The following is a 17,137-nucleotide window of genomic DNA, read 5'->3' on the forward strand; positions in this document are numbered from 1 at the left end:
CAGTCTGTCAGCTCTGCCACGCACCTACCCGCCGGCACCCCCATTACGCTCGACGGCGTACACCCGCACGGCTTGACGAGGAGAACCATGAGCGAGCGACTTGCGCCCGGCGACCCGGCCCCCGACTTCACCCTCCCCGACGCGGACGGCAACCAGGTGTCGCTCGCGTCCCACAAGGGCCGCAAGGTGATCGTGTACTTCTACCCGGCGGCCCTCACCCCCGGCTGCACCAAGCAGGCGTGCGACTTCACGGACAACCTGGAGCTGCTGGCCGGAGCCGGCTACGACGTGATCGGCGTGTCGCCGGACAAGCCGGAGAAGCTGGCGAAGTTCCGCGACAAGGAGGACCTCAAGGTCACCCTGGTCGCGGACCCGGAGAAGGAGGTCCTCACGGCCTACGGCGCGTACGGCGAGAAGAAGCTGTACGGGAAGGTCGTCACGGGGGTCATCCGGTCCACGGTGGTGGTGGACGAGGAGGGCAAGGTGGAGCGTGCGCTCTACAACGTGAAGGCGACCGGACATGTCGCCAAGATCATCAAGGACCTGGGCATCTGAACAGGGGCGCGATCGCCTGGTGACCTCGGGACTGGCCTGTCTCACTCTCCAGCAAGTGAGACAGGCCGCTCCGCGTTTTGGACGTAACCGCCCGAATACCGGCTCGTTGATCCGTTCGGGTAACGGACGTACGACCGGGACGGAGCGAGCGGATGACCAGGAGCCCGTATACCACGGCCCGCCTCACCGAGGCGGCCGAGTCATCACGGACGATGACGGAGATGCTGCTCAAGCTCGGGGTCGCCCCGACAAGCCCCACCCGCAAGTACCTCCGTGAGCGGATGCGGAGGCTGGGGATACCCACGGACCACTTCGAACACGAGGGCGTTCGCTGGTCGAGAGCGGTCCTGGAGCCTGCGGTGGCGGCCTCGATCAGCGTCTCCGAGGTGTTGCGGCGGCTGGGGATCGACGAGGTGGGCGGTCACCACAGCCACATAAGCCGAAGGATCAAGGCGTACGGCATCGACACCTCGCACTTCCACACACCGAGGGGACCGGGCCGCAGACATCCTCGGCAGAGCGCGGGGGAAGTGCTGGTCATGCTCGACCGGAAGCACCCCCGCCGGGTGCCGAGCGAGCGTCTCAGAAGAGCCCTGAGGGAAGTCGGGGTCCCGGAACGCTGTGCATCGTGCGGCATCGAAGCGTCCTGGCGTGGGCATCCGCTTCCCCTCGAAGTCGACCACATCGACGGCGATTGGCGGGACAACCGCATCGGGAACCTGCGGCTCCTCTGCCCCAATTGCCATGCGACGACGGACACCTACCGTGGTCGCCGCGCTTGGAGTGGTGTTACCCGCCGGGCGGCGGCAGCGGCAGACGGCTCATGACCGGCCGACGGCGCTACTCTCCCGCCGTGCTGCGGAAGGCCGCCGAGCACTGCCAGAGCATTGACGAGGTCATCGCGTATCTCGGTATCACGCCCTACGAAAGACTGGGCCAGTACCTCAGGGAACGCTTCGATCACCACGGCATCGACACCTCGCACTTCCGAAGGAGCGGAAGGCTCCCCCGCCCTGACTCCGACGAGCTACGTAGAGCAGTGACCTCCTCCCTCTCCGTCGCAGCCGCACTTCGTCGACTCGGCAGGCCCTACAACAGCAGTCAACGGGCGCTCTTCCGTCAGTGGACGGAAGAGGAGGGCATCGATACAGCACACTTCCTCGGACAGGCACACCAACGGGGTAGACCCGGGACCACGCCGGCCAAACATCCGGAAGAAGTCCTGGTGCAGCGGAACGACAACCGCCGCACCCAGGCAGTGGTGCTACGCCGTGCGCTGTACGCGATCGGAGTTCCCGACCAGTGCGCGGAGTGCGGTATCGGCCCGGTGTGGCGCGGACGGCCCATGACCCTTGAGGTCGATCACATCAACGGCCGTCGAGATGACGACCGCGCGCACAACCTGAGGTTGCTCTGTCCCAACTGTCATGCGATCACCAGCACCTGGTGCCGCGGCGGTGACCGCAGGTCGCGTCCCGCCTAATGCTCCATACCAAGAGGCCACACGGCCCGCTACCATGTGTCTTGGCACGCGGCCGTTGCTGAATTGGTATAAGCGGAGGTTTTAGGTGCCTCTGGGCGTTTGCCCATGTGGGTTCGAGTCCCATCGGCCGCACACCATCTGTAGGGCGCCTCTACGACGAGGCGCCCTACAGCCTTTTCAGGACACCAGTTCCTCGATGACCGGCACCAAGGCCCGGAATGCCTTGCCGCGGTGGCTGATCGCGTTCTTCTCCGCCGGGCTCAGTTCCGCGGCCGTGCGGGTCTCGCCCTCCGGCTGGAGGATCGGGTCGTAGCCGAAGCCGTTCGTGCCCGCCGGAAGGTGGCGCAGGGTTCCGAGCATCCGCCCTTCGACGACGCGTTCCGTGCCGTCGGGGAGAGCGAGCGCCGCGGCGCAGAAGAAGTGGGCTCCTCGGTGTTCCGGTGCGATGTCGGAGAGTTGGGCGAGGAGCAGATTGAGGTTGGCGGTGTCGTCGCCGTGTGTTCCGGCCCAGCGGGCGGAGAAGATTCCGGGTGCGCCGCCGAGGACGTCGACGCAGAGGCCGGAGTCGTCTGCGATGGCCGGCAGCCCGGTGGCTTGGGCGAGCGCATGTGCTTTGAGCAGGGCGTTCTGCGCGAAGGTGACGCCGGTTTCCTTGACGTCGGGGATCTGGGGGTAGGCATCCGCGCCGACGAGTTCGTGCGGCAGTTTCGCGTCGGCGAGGATGGCCCTCAGTTCGGTGATCTTCCCGGCGTTGCGGGTGGCAAGGATGAGTCGGGTCATGCACCGATTATCGGCGAGTGCCGCGCGGGGGCGGACTCGGGTGTCGGATTCAGACGCTGGGGAAGATCGGTGCTCGGGCGGATCAGGGGCTGCAGACCTTGCCGATCTCGGAGGCGGCGTCGGTGACGGGCTTGAGGTCGGGGGTGGCGTCGCCGCCTTCGATGGCCTTGCGGACGCTGTCGACACCTGCGTTCAGATCGTCGACGGCCTTGGTGAGGTCGGCGTTGTCGGTCTTGTCGCTGAGGCTGTTGAGCTCTTTGTCGATGTCGTCGAGTGCCTGGCGGGCCTGTGTCGGGTTCTCGGTCGCGTTGGAGGCGGCCTCGGTGAGCTTGTCGACGCTGGTCGCGATGGCTTCGGCGGTCTCCACGCAGTCGAGGGCCTTGTCGATGGCGCTACAGCCCACGGTGATCGGGATGATCAGTGCGGTGGTGGCGAGCGTGAGTGCGATACGGCGGCGCGCAGACATGGTTCGGTCCCTCCCGGATACGGCCGGGCGCACGGTTTGGCCCGTGCGCCCGTGTCCTTAACGACGCCCGTCGGGGCGTTCTTGGTTGCTTCTTTACCCAGCCGGCCGGTCGGTCAGCAGTGCGGCGGGGGCGGCTGGGTGTTCTGCCCCGAGTTGGGGGAGCCGCCCCTCGTGCCCGGGTGTTTGGGGGCGGGTCAGCCCGTGTGCCCGTCGGCTTGGGGGCGGCGGGTCAGGCCGTGGTGGCCGTGCGGCCGAGGGCTTCGAGTTGGAGGGCGGCGAGGTCGGTGCAGCCGGCGGTGGCGAGGTCGAGCAGGGCGTTGAGTTCCTCGCGGTCGAAGGGCTCGGCTTCGGCGGTGCCCTGGACCTCGACGAATCGTCCGTCGCCGGTGCAGACGACGTTCATGTCGGTGTCTGCGCGGACGTCTTCCTCGTAGCAGAGGTCGAGGAGGGGGATGCCGTCGACGATGCCGACCGATACGGCGGCGACGGTGCCGGTGAGCGGCTTGCGTCCGGCGCGGATGAGCTTCTTCTGTTGGGCCCAGGTGACGGCGTCGGCGAGGGCGACGTAGGCGCCGGTGATGGCGGCGGTGCGGGTGCCGCCGTCGGCCTGGAGTACGTCGCAGTCGAGCACGATCGTGTTCTCGCCGAGTGCTTTGTAGTCGATGACGGCCCGGAGGGATCGGCCGATGAGGCGGCTGATCTCGTGGGTGCGTCCGCCGATCTTGCCGCGGACGGATTCGCGGTCGCCGCGGGTGTTGGTGGAGCGGGGCAGCATCGAGTACTCGCCGGTGACCCAGCCTTCTCCGGTGCCCTTGCGCCAGCGCGGTACGCCTTCGGTGACGGACGCGGTGCAGAAGACTTTGGTGTCGCCGAAGGAGATGAGGACGGAGCCCTCGGCGTGCTTGCTCCATCCGCGCTCAAGGGTGACCGGGCGGAGCTGTTCGGGGGTGCGGCCGTCGATGCGAGACATGGGGATGAGCCTAGCGGCTGGGTGGAAGGGCCCCGTCCCTAGGATTTCACCGCGGGAAGGGGGCCCGTTCGCACGTCCGTGCCAGGGTCGGGCTGAGGGGTGGTCAGCTCACATCATGTCTTCGATGTCGGCGGCGATGGGGTCGGCGTCGGTGCCGATGACGACCTGGATCGCGGTGCCCATCTTCACGACTCCGTGTGCGCCTGCGGCCTTGAGGGCGGCTTCGTCGACCTTGGCCGGGTCGATGACTTCGGTGCGGAGGCGGGTGATGCAGCCTTCGATCTCCTCGATGTTCTCGATGCCGCCGAGGCCGGCGACGATCTTCTCAGCCTTGCTGGCCATGTTCTCTCCCTGCGTTCCTAGGGCGCCCTGCGTGGTCGCCCGGTGCTGCGTCGGCCCACCGATGGTCCGCTTTTTCACGTTAACGCACGGTTGGCCCAACTTCACGGGCGAGTGTCCGGTTCATCGCTCAAGATAACGATCACCGGCGTTCCGTTCCTGATCGAGACCATCGGCCCCGCCCGATGCCGCGACGTCAGCCATGGCGAGCCGGAGCCTTGCCGCGACTGGTCTACACCAGTCTGCAACACCTGCCAACCGGCCCAGTTCCAGGAGGACGCCGATGAGCTCCGAGAGCGCCGTCGCCAGACCGCAGCCCTCCTGGGGAAGCAAGTTGTTCCAGGGACTTCAGAAGATGGGGCGCAGTCTTCAACTCCCCATCGCTGTGCTGCCCGCGGCCGGCATTCTCAATCGGCTCGGACAGCCCGACGTCTTCGGTACGGACGGGCTGGGCTGGAACGACGTGGCGAAGGTGATGGCGGGCGCGGGTGGTGCCCTGCTGGATTCCAACATCGGTCTGCCCTTGCTGTTCTGTGTGGGTGTCGCCATCGGCATGGCGAAGAAGGCGGACGGCTCGACGGCGCTCGCGGCGGTGGCGGGTTTCCTCGTCTACTACAACGTGCTGCGGCAGTTCCCGGAGGACTGCCCCGACCAGTCGTCGGCGGTGGCGACGGGCTGTCAGGCGCCGGACAACTCGGTCGCGGCGTTCACCTACCAGAACCCCGGGGTCTTCGGCGGCATCGTGATGGGCCTGCTGGCGGCGTACTTCTGGCAGCGCTTCCACCGTACGAAGCTGGTGGACTGGTTGGGCTTCTTCAATGGCCGTCGACTGGTTCCGATCATCATGTCGTTCGTCGGCATCGCCATTGCTGTGATCTCGCTGTGGGTGTGGCCGCCGGTGGGTCGCGGCCTGGAGAGCTTCAGCGACTGGCTGGTGGAGTTGGGACCGTGGGGTTCCGGCATCTTCGGCGTCACGAACCGGGCCTTGTTGGTCATCGGTCTGCACCAGTTCCTGAACGTGCCGATCTGGTTCCAACTGGGCAGTTACACCAAGCCGGACGGCACGGTGGTGCACGGTGACATTTCGATGTTCTTGGCGGGCGACCCCGACGCGGGCCAGTTCACCACGGGCTTCTTCCCCATCATGATGTTCGCGCTGCCGGCAGCGGCCCTGGCCATCACCCATTGCGCCAAGCCCCATCGGCGCAAGGAGATCGGCGGGTTGATGCTGTCGGTGGCGTTGACTTCGTTCGTCACCGGGATCACGGAGCCGTTGGAGTATTCGTTCCTCTTCGTGGCACCGGCGCTGTATGCGGTCCATGCGGTGCTCACGGGTGTCTCGATGGCGGTGACGTGGGCGCTGGGCGTGAAGGACGGATTCAGTTTCTCGGCCGGTCTGATCGACTACGTCATCAACTGGTCGTTGGCCACCAAACCTTGGCTGATCATTCCGATCGGGCTCGGTTTCGCCCTCGTGTACTACGTGGTGTTCCGGTTCGCGATCATCAAATTCAACATCCAGACGCCGGGACGTGAACCAGAGGAAGTCGGCGATGAGATGGAACGCGAGAATGTGAAGTAGCGGAACATCCGCAACGACTTTCTTGCGGCGCGGATCCGCGCATGGGGGCGTGTTTCCCGGGACCATTCACCGTTGCGAACAGGACCAATTCTGCGCACCGGCGGGGGGACAGAGGATTACGGCGTTCGCATCCGCGTGCGACGGTCGAACCGTCCGCAGTGGTCCATGGGTTTTGAGCGGCGACTTCCGCGCGCCCGTGGCGGGGGCGGTTTCCTTCCACCGCAACGCCCGGCACCGCCTTTCGCCTGCGTGCCGCCACCCGCATTGATGATCGAACACCTTTGCCCCGGAGCCGGATCGAACGGTGTTGGAATTCACATGGCGCACGTCACATTCGATGCTTTTCCGCTGTTCCTCATCGACTCCCCCCATGTTAAAAAGGTCTAAACCACTTAGTGGTTTAGACCATGCGGTTCGCCGCACCCCCCTTGTAGACGCCGCCTCCCCTGCTTCCCGTCCCCTGCGGCGCCTTGCTCTCCTGGAGGAAGTTGATGTCCACCGCCAGCACCGCCCCGGCGGCTCGGAAAAGGTGGGGCGCGGGCGCGATGGCCGTCATGCAGCGCATTGGCCGCAGCCTGATGCTCCCCGTGGCCGTACTTCCCGCCGCCGCACTCCTCGTTCGCCTCGGCAATGACGACATGCTCGGCCGGGAGTCGTTCCCTTCCTTCCTCACCGAGATAGCCGGCTATATGCACGCCGGCGGCAACGCGATCCTCGACAACATGGCGTTGCTGTTCGCCGTGGGCATCGCCATCGGATTCGCCAAGAAAGCCGACGGCTCGACCGCGCTGGCGGCCGTCACCGGCTATCTGGTCTTCAAGAGCGTGCTCGCCACCTTCACCGACGACAATCTGCCGAAGGTCGCCGAAGTGGTGGACGGCGCGATCGTGATGCGGGAAGCACCGGTGGACGCCAAGGTGCTCGGCGGGGTGGTCATGGGATTGGTCGTCGCCCTGCTCTACCAGCGCTTCCACCGCACCAAACTGCCCGATTGGGCGGGCTTCTTCGGTGGCCGACGGCTGGTTCCTATCCTTGCCGCCTTCGCGGGGCTGCTGATCGGCATCGCCTTCGGCTTCGTCTGGCCGGTGCTCGGCACGGCGCTCCACAACAGCGGCGAATGGCTCGTCGGCTCGGGTGCGGTGGGAGCGGGTGTCTTCGGTGTCGCCAACCGGGCGCTCGTCCCCGTCGGGATGCACCATCTGCTGAACTCGTTCCCCTGGTTCCAGGCGGGTTCCTACGACGGCAAGAGCGGTGACATCGCCCGCTTCCTGGCCGGAGACCCGACGGCCGGACAGTTCATGACCGGCTTCTTCCCGATCATGATGTTCGCGCTGCCCGCGGCCTGTCTGGCGATCGTCCACAGCGCCCGTCCGGAGCGGCGCAAGGTGGTCGGAGGAATGATGTTCTCGCTGGCGCTGACGTCGTTCGTGACGGGGGTGACGGAACCGATCGAGTTCACCTTCATGTTCATCGCACCGGTGCTCTACGCCGTCCACGCCGTTCTCACCGGTGTCTCGCTGGCCCTGACCTGGGGACTCGGCATGAAGGACGGTTTCGGCTTCTCGGCCGGTGCGATCGACTTCCTGCTGAATCTGGGGATCGCGTCCAACCCCTGGGGGCTGGCACTGGTCGGGCTGTGTTTCGCGGCCGTGTACTACGTGGTCTTCCGATGGGCCATCACCAGGTTCAACCTGCCCACTCCGGGGCGGGAATCGGACGAGGAACTGGCTGACCTCATGAAGGCGGAGGCCAAGTAGGCCGCTCACCACCTCCGCCCGTGGCCCCTGGTTCCCGCGCCGGAACCGGGGGCTTCGGCCTGTTCGTACCGTGTGCGCCGGCCCTCGTGCGCCGGGCTCAGACCTCGTACACCGCGCCGGCCACGGCGATCTCAGCGGGGCCTTCGTACACGGCGCGGGCGTCGGCGAGGTTGCGCTGTCCGTCCGTCCACGGGGGCACGTGCGTCAGCACCAGCCGGCCGGCTCCGGCCCGCTGTGCATGGGCTCCGGCCTCCCGGCCGTTGAGATGGAGGTCCGGTACGTCTTCCTTGCCGTAGGTGAAGGACGCCTCGCACAGGAAGAGGTCCGCCCCTTCGGCCAACTCGTCCAGCGCATCGCAGACGCCAGTGTCGCCCGAGTACGTCAACGTCCTGCCGCCGTGCTCCAGGCGGATGCCGAACGCGTCGACGGGATGGGCCACGCGTTCCGTGCGGACGGCGAAGGGGCCGATGTCGAAGCTGCCCGACTTGAGCGTGTGGAAGTCGAAGACCTCGCTCATCGAGGACGGGGAGGGAGTGTCCGCGTACGCCGTGGTCAGTCGCTGTTCGGTGCCCTCCGGGCCGTAGACGGGCAGCGGCTCGCAGCGACCGCCGTCGTGACGGTAGTAGCGCGCGACGAAGTACGCGCACATGTCGATGCAGTGATCGGCGTGGAGATGGCTGAGGAAGATGGCGTCGAGGTCGTAGAGACCGACGTGGCGCTGCAACTCGCCGAGGGCGCCGTTGCCCATGTCGAGGAGCAGCCGGAAGCCGTCGGCCTCTACGAGGTAGCTCGAACAGGCCGATTCCGCGGACGGGAACGAGCCCGAGCAGCCGACGACGGTGAGCTTCATGGAGCCTGAACCTCCGTTGACGGGGAGGGCTGGGGTGGGGGGCGTGCGGTGGATCGAGCGTAAAGCGCAAAAGGGGGCACCGCTCCTTCGGGGAGGGGGGGTGTGGGGGAACTCACCTGCGCTGTCACCGATTCGGAGGGCGTACGGGGGGTGTGGGTGGGAGCGCACGGGGCGTGAGGGTGGCCAAAAGCCCCGTTCCCTTGGTAAAGGGAACGGGGCTCGTGGTCGGTCGATCGGCTCGGTCGGCCCGCTCGGGGGTGGCCCGTGGCGTTCGAGCGGTGGTGCGGGGCGGTGCTGCCGGGCCGGCTGTTCCGCTTCGCGCCGGGTGGAGTGCGCCGCGGACTCCTCAGCGGTCCGGGCGGACCGGCGCCGCCCGCTCGGAGCTGAGCTGCGGTGCTCGGCTGCCGGATCGAGGGGCGGGGCGGGCGGCGGTGTGGCGGGCGTCCTGAGCTTCGGGAGTCTGCTCGACTCGGGACGGCCCGGGTGGGCCCGGATCGGCTCAGGTCGGGTCGGGGGTCAGGCCCAGAGCTGTCCCTGGAGGAGGTCGATGGCCTCTTCCGTGGTCTTGGCCGTGTACACCCCGGTGGACAGATACTTCCAGCCACCGTCGGCGACGACGAAGACGATGTCGGCGGACTCGTTGGCCTTGACCGCCTTCCGTCCCACGCCGATGGCCGCGTGGAGCGCCGCGCCGGTGGAGACGCCGGCGAAGATGCCTTCCTGCTGGAGCAGTTCCCGGGTGCGGGTCACGGCGTCCGCCGAGCCGACGGAGAAGCGGGTGGTGAGGACGGAGGAGTCGTAGAGCTCGGGGACGAATCCCTCGTCGAGGTTGCGCAGCCCGTAGACCAGGTCGTCGTAGCGCGGCTCGGCGGCGACGATCTTGACGTCGGGGACGTGTTCGCGCAGGTAGCGGCCCACGCCCATCAGGGTGCCGGTGGTGCCGAGGCCGGCGACGAAGTGGGTGATGGACGGCAGGTCGGCGAGGATCTCCGGCCCGGTGCCCGCGTAGTGCGCTCCGGCGTTGGCCGGGTTGCCGTACTGGTAGAGCATCACCCAGGACGGGTTCTCGGCGGAGAGTTCCTTGGCGACGCGTACCGCGGTGTTGGAGCCGCCGGCCGCCGGCGAGGAGATGATCTCCGCTCCCCACATGGCGAGCAGTTGGCGGCGCTCCTCGCTGGTGTTCTCCGGCATGACGCAGACGATGCGGTAGCCCTTGAGCCTGGCGGCCATGGCGAGGGAGATGCCGGTGTTGCCGGAGGTGGGTTCCAAGATGGTGCAGCCGGGTGTGAGCCTGCCGTCCTTCTCGGCCTGCTCGATCATGAACAGCGCGGGGCGGTCCTTGATGGAGCCGGTGGGGTTGCGGTCCTCCAGCTTGGCCCAGATGCGGACGTCTTCGGACGGCGAGAGCCGCGGCAGGCGCACCAGGGGGGTGTTGCCGACCGCGGCGAGGGGGGAGTCGTAGCGCATCAGCGCATTCCCGCACGCCACCGGGCGGAACGGGGGTGCGCCGCGGTCGATCCGCCGGCGACCGCCGGGAGGATCGTGACGCTGTCGCCGTCGGAGATTTCGGTGGCGATGCCGCTGAGGAAGCGGACGTCTTCGTCGTTGAGGTAGACGTTGACGAAGCGGCGGAGTTCGCCGCCTTCGACGATGCGCTCCTGGATGCCGTTGTGGCGGGAGTCGAGGTCGGCGAAGAGTTCGGCGATGGTGCCTCCGCTGGCTTCGACGGCCTTCGCCCCGTCGGTGTACGTGCGGAGGATGGTCGGGATGCGGACCTCGATGGCCATGGTGTGGGCTCCTGTCGGGACGGTGGCTCAGGGGCGCGCGTCTGGCCCCCGCGCGAGGGGGTGGTGCTCGTACGGTCGCGCTCAGCCGGGCGGTGCGGTTCGGGCCTGGGTCAGTGCGCGGTCCGGGCCGTACACATCGCGCTTGCGAGGCGGCACAGGTCGACGTGCAGCCGCGCCACGAGCAGGACTGTGCTCGGCGTCTTGTCGCTCACGTCATGGGGAACCATGCGGTCATCGTATCGATTCCCCATCCGGATTCTGGAGTGTGATCTCAGATGATGGATGCATTCTGCTCACAGTGCGGTCAATCTCCGGTGAGGGGCGGTGTTCCGAGCCTGTTGCGGGGCGCTGAAGGGCCGGTTCAGTAGCTCTCCACGACCTTGATCTCTTCCTCGGTGATCACGCCGTCCACGATGCGGTACGAGCGGAACTGGAAGGGGCCCTCGTCGTCCTTGTCGGCGGTGGAGACGAGCACGTAGTGGGCGCCGGGCTCATTGGCGTACGAAACGTCCGTACGGGAGGGGTACGCCTCGGTGGCGGTGTGGGAGTGGTAGATGATCACCGGTTCTTCGTCGTTGTCGTCCATCTCCCGGTAGAGCTTGAGGAGATCGGCGGAGTCGAACTCGTAGAAGGTGGGCGAGCGGGCGGCGTTGAGCATGGGGATGAACCGCTCGGGGCGGCCCTGGCCGACGGGTCCGGCGACGACGCCGCACGCCTCGTCGGGGTGGTCGGCGCGGGAGTGCGCGACGATCTGGTCGTAGAGGGCCTGGGTGAGAGTCAGCATGTCGATCAGGATAAGCAGCCCGTCCGGACGGGCAGCGGGTCGATAGCAGCCGCACCTGGCCGAGGACGTCATGGGCGCCCGGCCGGGTCCGTACCCCCGGTGACGGTGTCGTGCGGGGGTACGGGTCCCAGGCGCTCTCTTCCGGGTCTCGCTGGGTCTGCGTGCCCCGGGTCAGCGTGGGACGAACGCGGCGCCCTGCGGATCGCGCTTCCTGAGCGCGCGGTAGCTGACGAACAGTCCGAGCGCCCACAGCGGTGCGCAGTAGAGGGAGATCCGCGCTTCCTCGTCGATGCCCATCATCACGATGACCATGCCGATGAAGGCGAGGGCGAACCAGCTGGTCCAGGGCGCTCCGGGGGCCTTGAAGGACGACTGGGGCACTTCGCCGCGATCGGCCTTGGCCCGGTAGCGGAGCTGGCTGATAAGGATCATGATCCAGGCCCACATGCCGGAGATGGTGGCGAAGGAGACGACCTTGTTGAACGCCTCGCCCGGCCACTGGTAGTTGATCCAGACGCCGATCATCATCAGTCCGGCCGAGAAGGTGGTGCCGATGAGGGGGGTGCCGTTCTTGGTGAGTCGGGTGAAGAGGGCCGGGCCCTGGTTGTTGAGGGCGAGGTCGCGGAGCATCCGGCCGGTGGAGTACATGCCCGAGTTGCAGGAGGACAGGGCGGCGGTGAGGACGACGAAGTTCACGATGCCGGCGCCGACGGCGAGGCCCATCTTGTCGAAGGCGGCGACGAAGGGGGAGACGCCGGGCTGGAAGTTCGTCCAGGAGACCACGGAGAGGATCATGATGAGGGCGCCGATGTAGAAGACGGCGATCCGCCAGGGCACGGTGTTGATGGCCTTGGGCAGGGTCTTCTCGGGGTCCTTGGATTCGCCCGCGGTGACGCCGACCAACTCGACGGCGAGGAAGGCGAACATGACGATCTGAAGGGTCATCAGGGTGCCGCCGATGCCCTTGGGGAAGAATCCGCCGTCGCTCCACAGCAGGGAGACGGACGCGGTGTCGCCGGCGTCGGAGAAGCCGAGGGTGAGGATGCCGACACAGATGAGGATCATGCCAACGATGGCGGTGACCTTGATCATCGAGAACCAGAACTCCAGCTCGCCGAAGAGCTTCACGGAGATCAGGTTGGCGCCGTAGAGCACGAGGGTGAAGACCAGTGCGGAGATCCACTGGGGCACATCGAACCAGTACGTCATGTACTGGGCGGCGGCGGTGACCTCGGTCATTCCGGTGACGACCCAGAACAGCCAGTACGTCCAGCCGGTGGCGAAGCCGGCGAAGGGGCCGATGAACTCGCGGGCGTACTCCGAGAAGGAGCCGGCCACGGGGCGGTACATGAGCAGTTCGCCCAGGGCCCGCATGATGAAGAAGATGACCAGGCCCGCGATGGCGTAGGCGAGGATGAGGCTGGGTCCGGCCTTGGAGATGGCCTTGCCTGCGCCGAGGAAGAGTCCGGTGCCGATGGCTCCGCCGATGGCGATCATCTGGATCTGACGGGCACCGAGTCCACGGTGGTATCCCTGGTCCGACCCCTCCGGATGGAGTGTTCCGGTGTCCGGTGGAGTGGCGACCGCTTGCGGGCCGTGCGGCCCGTTCTCGTCGCCTACCTGCACTGAAGTCATGTGGTTTGCGCCCTTTCTCCATCTGATCCGCCCCGCTGCGGCTCGCGCGCGGGCGCGGATCAGGTCCTGATCCCCCCGGATGTGGATGGAGTGCCACCGGCGGTCGGCCGGCTCAAGCGCCGCTGGGGGCCGTGGGTGGGGTCCCTGGCGGTCGTGAAGATCTATCACGGTCGATCTGACGGACGACGAGCGCGATTGTGGGGCACACCACAAGCAGAAGGGGAGAAAGGTCCCTTGGCGCGGCAAACGGGACCGTTCAGGTGACGTGATCGTTATTCGGATTTGAGGGTGCGCTGAGCGTACGGGGATGGCCCGACGCCCCGGGCTCGTGGCGGTCCGCGGACGACGCCACCGCAAGCCCCCTGACAGCGGAGAAGCCCCGCACCCCTCGGCGGAGGGATGCGGGGCCAGGTCGTGTTCTGCCCGGTCAGGTCAAGAGTCGGGCATCAGGGTCTCGACCAGCGTCTCCTGGAGCGCGCCGAGCCAGAGGTAGGCCATCACCATCGGCTTGCGCGGATCGTCGTCGGGGAGGTGGTACAGGTCGTCGCTCTCGTCGTCGTCGGAGACTTCGAGCCGGGTGCCGATGGTGATCCGCAGGTCGTTGAGGGCGCCGAGCCAGTTGAGGCACTCGTCGGCGGTCAGTTTGAGGACCGCCCCACCTTCGCCGCCGACCGTGAGCGCATCGAGGGTGCGGACGACGCAGAGCACGTCGGCGCGCTTGCGCGAGCGCAGGTCGTTCTCGGTGAACCGTCTGAACTCGGCGGAGGCCGCTTGCAGCTCGTCGGTCTGCTCGGTGACGTCGGGGCCGATGTAGGCCTCGGGGAAGAGCCGGGCGAGCGCGGGGTCGCTGGGCGGCTCGGTCGGCCCGTCGTTGAACAGTGCGGCCAGTGGGTCTTCACCCTCGACCGGCTCGTCTCCCGGCCCGATCAGCTCCAGGAGCTGGACGGCCAGGGAGCGCAGGATGGAGATCTCGACCTCGTCGAGAGCGACGGCCGCTCCGCCGCCGCCGATGGCTTCGAACTGTCCCGCCATCAGTTGCGGTCCTGGGAGAGGGTCGCCCACAGCCCGTAGCCGTGCATGGCCTGGACGTCGCGCTCCATCTCCTCGCGACTGCCGCTGGAGACCACGGCGCGGCCCTTGTGGTGGACATCGAGCATCAGTTTGCGCGCCTTGTCCTTGGAATAGCCGAAATATGCCTGGAAGACATAGGTGACATAGCTCATCAGATTGACCGGGTCATTGTGGACGAGCGTCACCCACGGCACGTCCGGTTCGGGGACAGCGAAAGGCTTCTCCGCGGACTCGGTGCGTTCGATTTCAGTGGGAGCAACACTCACCTGGTCCATGCTGCCACTCAGGGAGCTCTGGCGCACAAACAGCCCCCGTGTCCCGGCCATGCTCCCGACCGGGCCGGGCACCCCCCTGAAGGGATACGGACGGGCCGTGATGGCGGGAACGCAGCAGGTCACAGGAGTTGCCCGGTCGGCCATCTCGTCAGTTTGACGAAATGTGGGGTAGCATCCTGGCCATGGCTGGATCGCCCGGGGTTTTCCGGGCTCCGACGATGACAGAGCGAGGTTGAGCGCCGTGAACACTGCGGACCTGGGGCTCCCGGTGGATGTCCCTTCGACGGCCCTCTTTACCGATCAGTACGAGTTCACGATGGTCCAGGCGGCCCTCAAGGCCGGCACCGCCGACCGCCGCTCGGTCTTCGAGGTCTTCACCCGCAGACTGCCCGGCGGGCGGCGCTACGGGGTCGTGGCCGGTACGGGACGGGTGCTGGACGCCGTGGAGAACTTCCGCTTCGACGCGGGCGTGCTCGGCTTCCTGCGCGAGCAGCGGATCGTCGACGAGCCGACGCTGGAGTGGCTGGCCTCCTACCGCTTCAACGGGGACATCTGGGGCTACCCGGAGGGCGAGGTGTACTTCCCGGGCTCGCCGCTGATGCGGGTGGAGGGCTCGTTCGCCGAGTGCGTGCTGCTGGAGACCGTGATCCTCTCGATCCTCAACCACGACTCCGCGATCGCCGCGGCGGCCTCACGGATGTCCGCGGCGGCAGGTGGACGTCGGTTGATCGAGATGGGCGCCCGACGCACCCATGAACTGTCCGCGGTCGCCTCGGCCCGCGCCGCCTACGTCGGAGGCTTCGACTCCACGTCCGATCTGGCGGCGGGCTTCCGCTACGCGATCCCCACCGTCGGCACCAGCGCCCACGCCTTCACCCTGCTGCACGACAGCGAGCGGGACGCCTTCCGGGCCCAGGTCGACTCCCTCGGCCGCGGCACCACCCTGCTCGTCGACACCTACGACGTGGCGGAAGCGGTCCGTACGGCCGTCGAGATCGCCGGCCCGGAGCTCGGAGCCGTCCGGATCGACTCCGGTGACCTCCTGCTCGTCGCCCACCGGGTGCGTCAGCAGCTCGACGAGCTCGGCGCCCGGAACACCAAGATCGTGGTCACGTCCGATCTGGACGAGTATGCGATCGCCTCGCTGGCAGCCGCTCCGGTGGACGCCTACGGCGTCGGTACGCAGCTGGTCACCGGCAGTGGCCATCCGACCTGTTCCATGGTCTACAAGCTGGTCGCCCGCGCCCGGTCCGCCGAGCCGGAGGCCCCGCTGGAGGCGGTGGCCAAGAAGTCCCTCGGCTCGAAGTCCTCGATCGGTGGACGCAAGTGGGCAGCCCGCCGGGTGGACGACGAGGGCATCGCCGAAGCCGAGGTGGTGGGACTCGGTCCGGTGCCCGCCGAACTCGTCGGGCGACAGTTGCTCGTCGAGCTGGTCAAGGGCGGCGAGGTCATCGGTCGTGAGCCGCTGGAGGCGGCTCGACAGCGCCACATCGCGGCCCGGGCCGGGCTGCCGATGTCTGCCATCCAGCTCTCCAGGGGTGAACCCGTCCTCCCGACGGAGTATGTATGACGTACGTATGAACTGCTTGTCGGTGGGGAGCCTCTTCCCATGCGGCGGACCGGGTGACGGGGCCCGGCCGCGCCGCCGCGTCCCCACCCTCACCCGTGCACCGAGCAGGACGCCCAGCACTCCCTAAGGACAGCCGCCATGCACCGCGCCTTGATCGTCGTCGACGTTCAGAACGACTTCTGCGAAGGCGGCAGCCTCGCGGTGACGGGAGGTGCCGAGGTCGCCGCAGCCATCACCGACCTCATCGGCCAGACCGTGCCCGCGGGCTACCGCCATGTCGTCGCCACCCGTGACCACCACATCGACCCCGGCGACCACTTCTCCGAGACGCCCAACTATGTGACCAGTTGGCCGCGGCACTGCGTCGCCGGCACGGAGGGGGTGGGCTTCCACCCGAACTTCGCGCCCGCGGTGGCCTCCGGAGCGATCGACGCGGTCTTCGACAAGGGCGCGTACGAGGCTGCGTACAGCGGCTTCGAGGGCGCCGACGAGAACGGCATGACCCTGGCGCAGTGGCTGCGGGACCACGACGTCACCGAGGTGGACGTCGTGGGCATCGCGACCGACCACTGTGTGAAGGCGACCGCGCTGGACGCGGCCCGTGAGGGCTTCACCACGCAGGTGCTGCTGGATCTGACGGCGGCCGTGTCCCCCGAGACGACGGCACGCGCGCTGGATGACCTGCGGGCGGCCGGGGTCGAGGTGTCGGGCAAGCCGGTGGCCTAGGACCCTCCCCGACACGTCGGCGAGCGAGCACGGGCCGGCTAGAGCGACGAGGGGGCCGGTACGGCGGTGTCGCCCGGCAGGGGCGCCCGCGGGGCGCGCTCCCGGACGAGCGTGCGTATCGGATGCCAGAGTTCCGCTCCGGTCTCCGGCTGGGTCCGCCACAGCAGGCCGTCCGGGTGGTGGAGCACCGCGGTGATCTCGTCCGGGGTGGGGGGCTCCGCGTTCCCCCGCAGGTACACCGCCCGCAGCCCCAGGTTGCGCAGCCGGGTCAGGGCCCGCGCCCGGTTCGGTGCGTGCACCAGGAAGCGGGCCGGGCGCCCGTCGCCCAGCGGACTGGGCAGGCTGAGCGCGACGACCACGCTGCCGCTCGGCAGCTTGCTGAAACCTCCGCCTGGCATGGCGAACCACTCCCCCGTGAGATGGCGTGTCAATAACGGTCTGGCACCACGCACCTAAACACGATCGGCCGCCGCCCGCCAGGGGGCAACGGCCGATCATGCTCTGACC

21 protein-coding genes and 1 tRNA gene are annotated in these 17,137 nt (G+C 67.7%); 8 read left to right on the plus strand and 14 right to left on the minus strand.

Annotated features, from left to right (window positions below):
- The first annotated feature begins 87 nt into the window (after positions 1–87).
- The 4 genes from bcp (at position 88) to ABZ348_RS22090 (ending at position 2,170) form a co-directional block, all read left to right on the plus strand.
- Complete coding sequence (gene bcp, locus ABZ348_RS22075) at positions 88–555, plus strand: thioredoxin-dependent thiol peroxidase (RefSeq protein ID WP_358935551.1); 468 nt, start codon at positions 88–90, stop codon at positions 553–555.
- Between the two features lie 152 nt (positions 556–707).
- Positions 708–1,382, plus strand: coding sequence for an HNH endonuclease signature motif containing protein (locus ABZ348_RS22080; protein ID WP_358935553.1), 675 nt, complete (start codon positions 708–710; stop codon positions 1,380–1,382).
- Between the two features lie 26 nt (positions 1,383–1,408).
- Positions 1,409–2,038 carry an HNH endonuclease signature motif containing protein gene (locus ABZ348_RS22085; protein ID WP_358935555.1) on the plus strand — a complete coding sequence of 210 codons (630 nt, stop codon included), beginning with the start codon at positions 1,409–1,411 and terminating at the stop codon, positions 2,036–2,038.
- Positions 2,039–2,086: 48 nt separating this feature from the next.
- Positions 2,087–2,170: transfer RNA gene (locus tag ABZ348_RS22090), tRNA-Leu, on the plus strand.
- Between the two features lie 45 nt (positions 2,171–2,215).
- Here ABZ348_RS22090 and rdgB read toward each other — a convergent pair.
- The 4 genes from rdgB to ABZ348_RS22110 all read right to left on the minus strand — a co-directional run bounded on the left by rdgB (position 2,216) and on the right by ABZ348_RS22110 (position 4,701).
- Positions 2,216–2,818 (minus strand): RdgB/HAM1 family non-canonical purine NTP pyrophosphatase, encoded by a 603-nt coding sequence (gene rdgB / locus ABZ348_RS22095; RefSeq protein ID WP_358935557.1) that lies wholly within the window; start codon positions 2,816–2,818, stop codon positions 2,216–2,218.
- A gap of 82 nt (positions 2,819–2,900) precedes the next feature.
- Positions 2,901–3,284, minus strand: coding sequence for a hypothetical protein (locus ABZ348_RS22100; RefSeq protein WP_358935559.1), 384 nt, complete (start codon positions 3,282–3,284; stop codon positions 2,901–2,903).
- A gap of 229 nt (positions 3,285–3,513) precedes the next feature.
- Positions 3,514–4,254 (minus strand): ribonuclease PH, encoded by a 741-nt coding sequence (gene rph, locus ABZ348_RS22105; RefSeq protein ID WP_358935560.1) that lies wholly within the window; start codon positions 4,252–4,254, stop codon positions 3,514–3,516.
- A 108-nt stretch (positions 4,255–4,362) separates the two neighbouring features.
- Positions 4,363–4,701 carry a PTS glucose/sucrose transporter subunit IIB gene (locus tag ABZ348_RS22110; RefSeq protein ID WP_358935562.1) on the minus strand — a complete coding sequence of 113 codons (339 nt, stop codon included), beginning with the start codon at positions 4,699–4,701 and terminating at the stop codon, positions 4,363–4,365.
- A 175-nt stretch (positions 4,702–4,876) separates the two neighbouring features.
- Between ABZ348_RS22110 and ABZ348_RS22115 the strand changes: the two genes are divergently transcribed.
- The gene (locus ABZ348_RS22115; protein ID WP_358935564.1) at positions 4,877–6,175 is read left to right on the plus strand and encodes a PTS transporter subunit EIIC; all 1,299 of its coding nucleotides are present in this window, start codon (positions 4,877–4,879) and stop codon (positions 6,173–6,175) included.
- Positions 6,176–6,575: 400 nt separating this feature from the next.
- On the opposite strand, the gene ABZ348_RS22120 is transcribed toward ABZ348_RS22115, so the two are convergent.
- Complete coding sequence (locus ABZ348_RS22120) at positions 6,576–6,731, minus strand: hypothetical protein (protein WP_358935747.1); 156 nt, start codon at positions 6,729–6,731, stop codon at positions 6,576–6,578.
- On the opposite strand from ABZ348_RS22120, the gene ABZ348_RS22125 reads away from it, so the two are divergent.
- Positions 6,667–7,932, plus strand: a complete 1,266-nt coding sequence (locus ABZ348_RS22125) for a PTS transporter subunit EIIC (RefSeq protein WP_358935566.1) — start codon at positions 6,667–6,669, stop codon at positions 7,930–7,932. The genes ABZ348_RS22120 and ABZ348_RS22125 overlap by 65 nt on opposite strands.
- 97 nt (positions 7,933–8,029) lie before the next feature.
- Here ABZ348_RS22125 and ABZ348_RS22130 read toward each other — a convergent pair whose 3' ends face one another.
- From ABZ348_RS22130 to clpS, 8 genes are all read right to left on the minus strand, one after another.
- On the minus strand, positions 8,030–8,782 hold the full coding sequence (locus tag ABZ348_RS22130) for an MBL fold metallo-hydrolase (RefSeq protein WP_358935568.1): 753 nt from the start codon (positions 8,780–8,782) through the stop codon (positions 8,030–8,032).
- Positions 8,783–9,298: 516 nt separating this feature from the next.
- Positions 9,299–10,249, minus strand: coding sequence for a cysteine synthase (locus ABZ348_RS22135; RefSeq protein WP_358935570.1), 951 nt, complete (start codon positions 10,247–10,249; stop codon positions 9,299–9,301).
- Positions 10,249–10,569, minus strand: coding sequence for a MoaD/ThiS family protein (locus ABZ348_RS22140; RefSeq protein ID WP_358935571.1), 321 nt, complete (start codon positions 10,567–10,569; stop codon positions 10,249–10,251). Before ABZ348_RS22140 ends, ABZ348_RS22135 begins: the two co-directional genes overlap by 1 nt.
- 110 nt (positions 10,570–10,679) lie before the next feature.
- The gene (locus tag ABZ348_RS22145) at positions 10,680–10,796 is read right to left on the minus strand and encodes a putative leader peptide (protein WP_358935573.1); all 117 of its coding nucleotides are present in this window, start codon (positions 10,794–10,796) and stop codon (positions 10,680–10,682) included.
- Positions 10,797–10,930: 134 nt separating this feature from the next.
- On the minus strand, positions 10,931–11,353 hold the full coding sequence (locus tag ABZ348_RS22150; RefSeq protein WP_358935575.1) for a M67 family metallopeptidase: 423 nt from the start codon (positions 11,351–11,353) through the stop codon (positions 10,931–10,933).
- A 171-nt stretch (positions 11,354–11,524) separates the two neighbouring features.
- Positions 11,525–12,988, minus strand: a complete 1,464-nt coding sequence (locus tag ABZ348_RS22155) for an amino acid permease (RefSeq protein ID WP_358935576.1) — start codon at positions 12,986–12,988, stop codon at positions 11,525–11,527.
- A 432-nt stretch (positions 12,989–13,420) separates the two neighbouring features.
- Positions 13,421–14,020, minus strand: coding sequence for a DUF2017 domain-containing protein (locus tag ABZ348_RS22160; RefSeq protein ID WP_358935578.1), 600 nt, complete (start codon positions 14,018–14,020; stop codon positions 13,421–13,423).
- Positions 14,020–14,334 (minus strand): ATP-dependent Clp protease adapter ClpS, encoded by a 315-nt coding sequence (gene clpS, locus ABZ348_RS22165; protein ID WP_250922541.1) that lies wholly within the window; start codon positions 14,332–14,334, stop codon positions 14,020–14,022. The genes ABZ348_RS22160 and clpS overlap by 1 nt, the downstream gene beginning before the upstream one ends.
- Before the next feature lie 241 nt (positions 14,335–14,575).
- Between clpS and ABZ348_RS22170 the strand changes: the two genes are divergently transcribed.
- Both ABZ348_RS22170 and ABZ348_RS22175 read left to right on the plus strand, forming a co-directional pair.
- Complete coding sequence (locus ABZ348_RS22170) at positions 14,576–15,904, plus strand: nicotinate phosphoribosyltransferase (RefSeq protein WP_358935580.1); 1,329 nt, start codon at positions 14,576–14,578, stop codon at positions 15,902–15,904.
- 138 nt (positions 15,905–16,042) lie between these two features.
- Positions 16,043–16,630, plus strand: coding sequence for an isochorismatase family protein (locus tag ABZ348_RS22175; protein ID WP_358935582.1), 588 nt, complete (start codon positions 16,043–16,045; stop codon positions 16,628–16,630).
- Between the two features lie 38 nt (positions 16,631–16,668).
- Here ABZ348_RS22175 and ABZ348_RS22180 read toward each other — a convergent pair whose 3' ends face one another.
- Positions 16,669–17,028 (minus strand): hypothetical protein, encoded by a 360-nt coding sequence (locus ABZ348_RS22180; protein WP_358935584.1) that lies wholly within the window; start codon positions 17,026–17,028, stop codon positions 16,669–16,671.
- Between the last annotated feature and the right edge of the window lie 109 nt (positions 17,029–17,137).

This window comes from Streptomyces sp. NPDC005963 (genome assembly GCF_040638655.1).
Classification (GTDB): Bacteria; Actinomycetota; Actinomycetes; order Streptomycetales; family Streptomycetaceae; genus Streptomyces.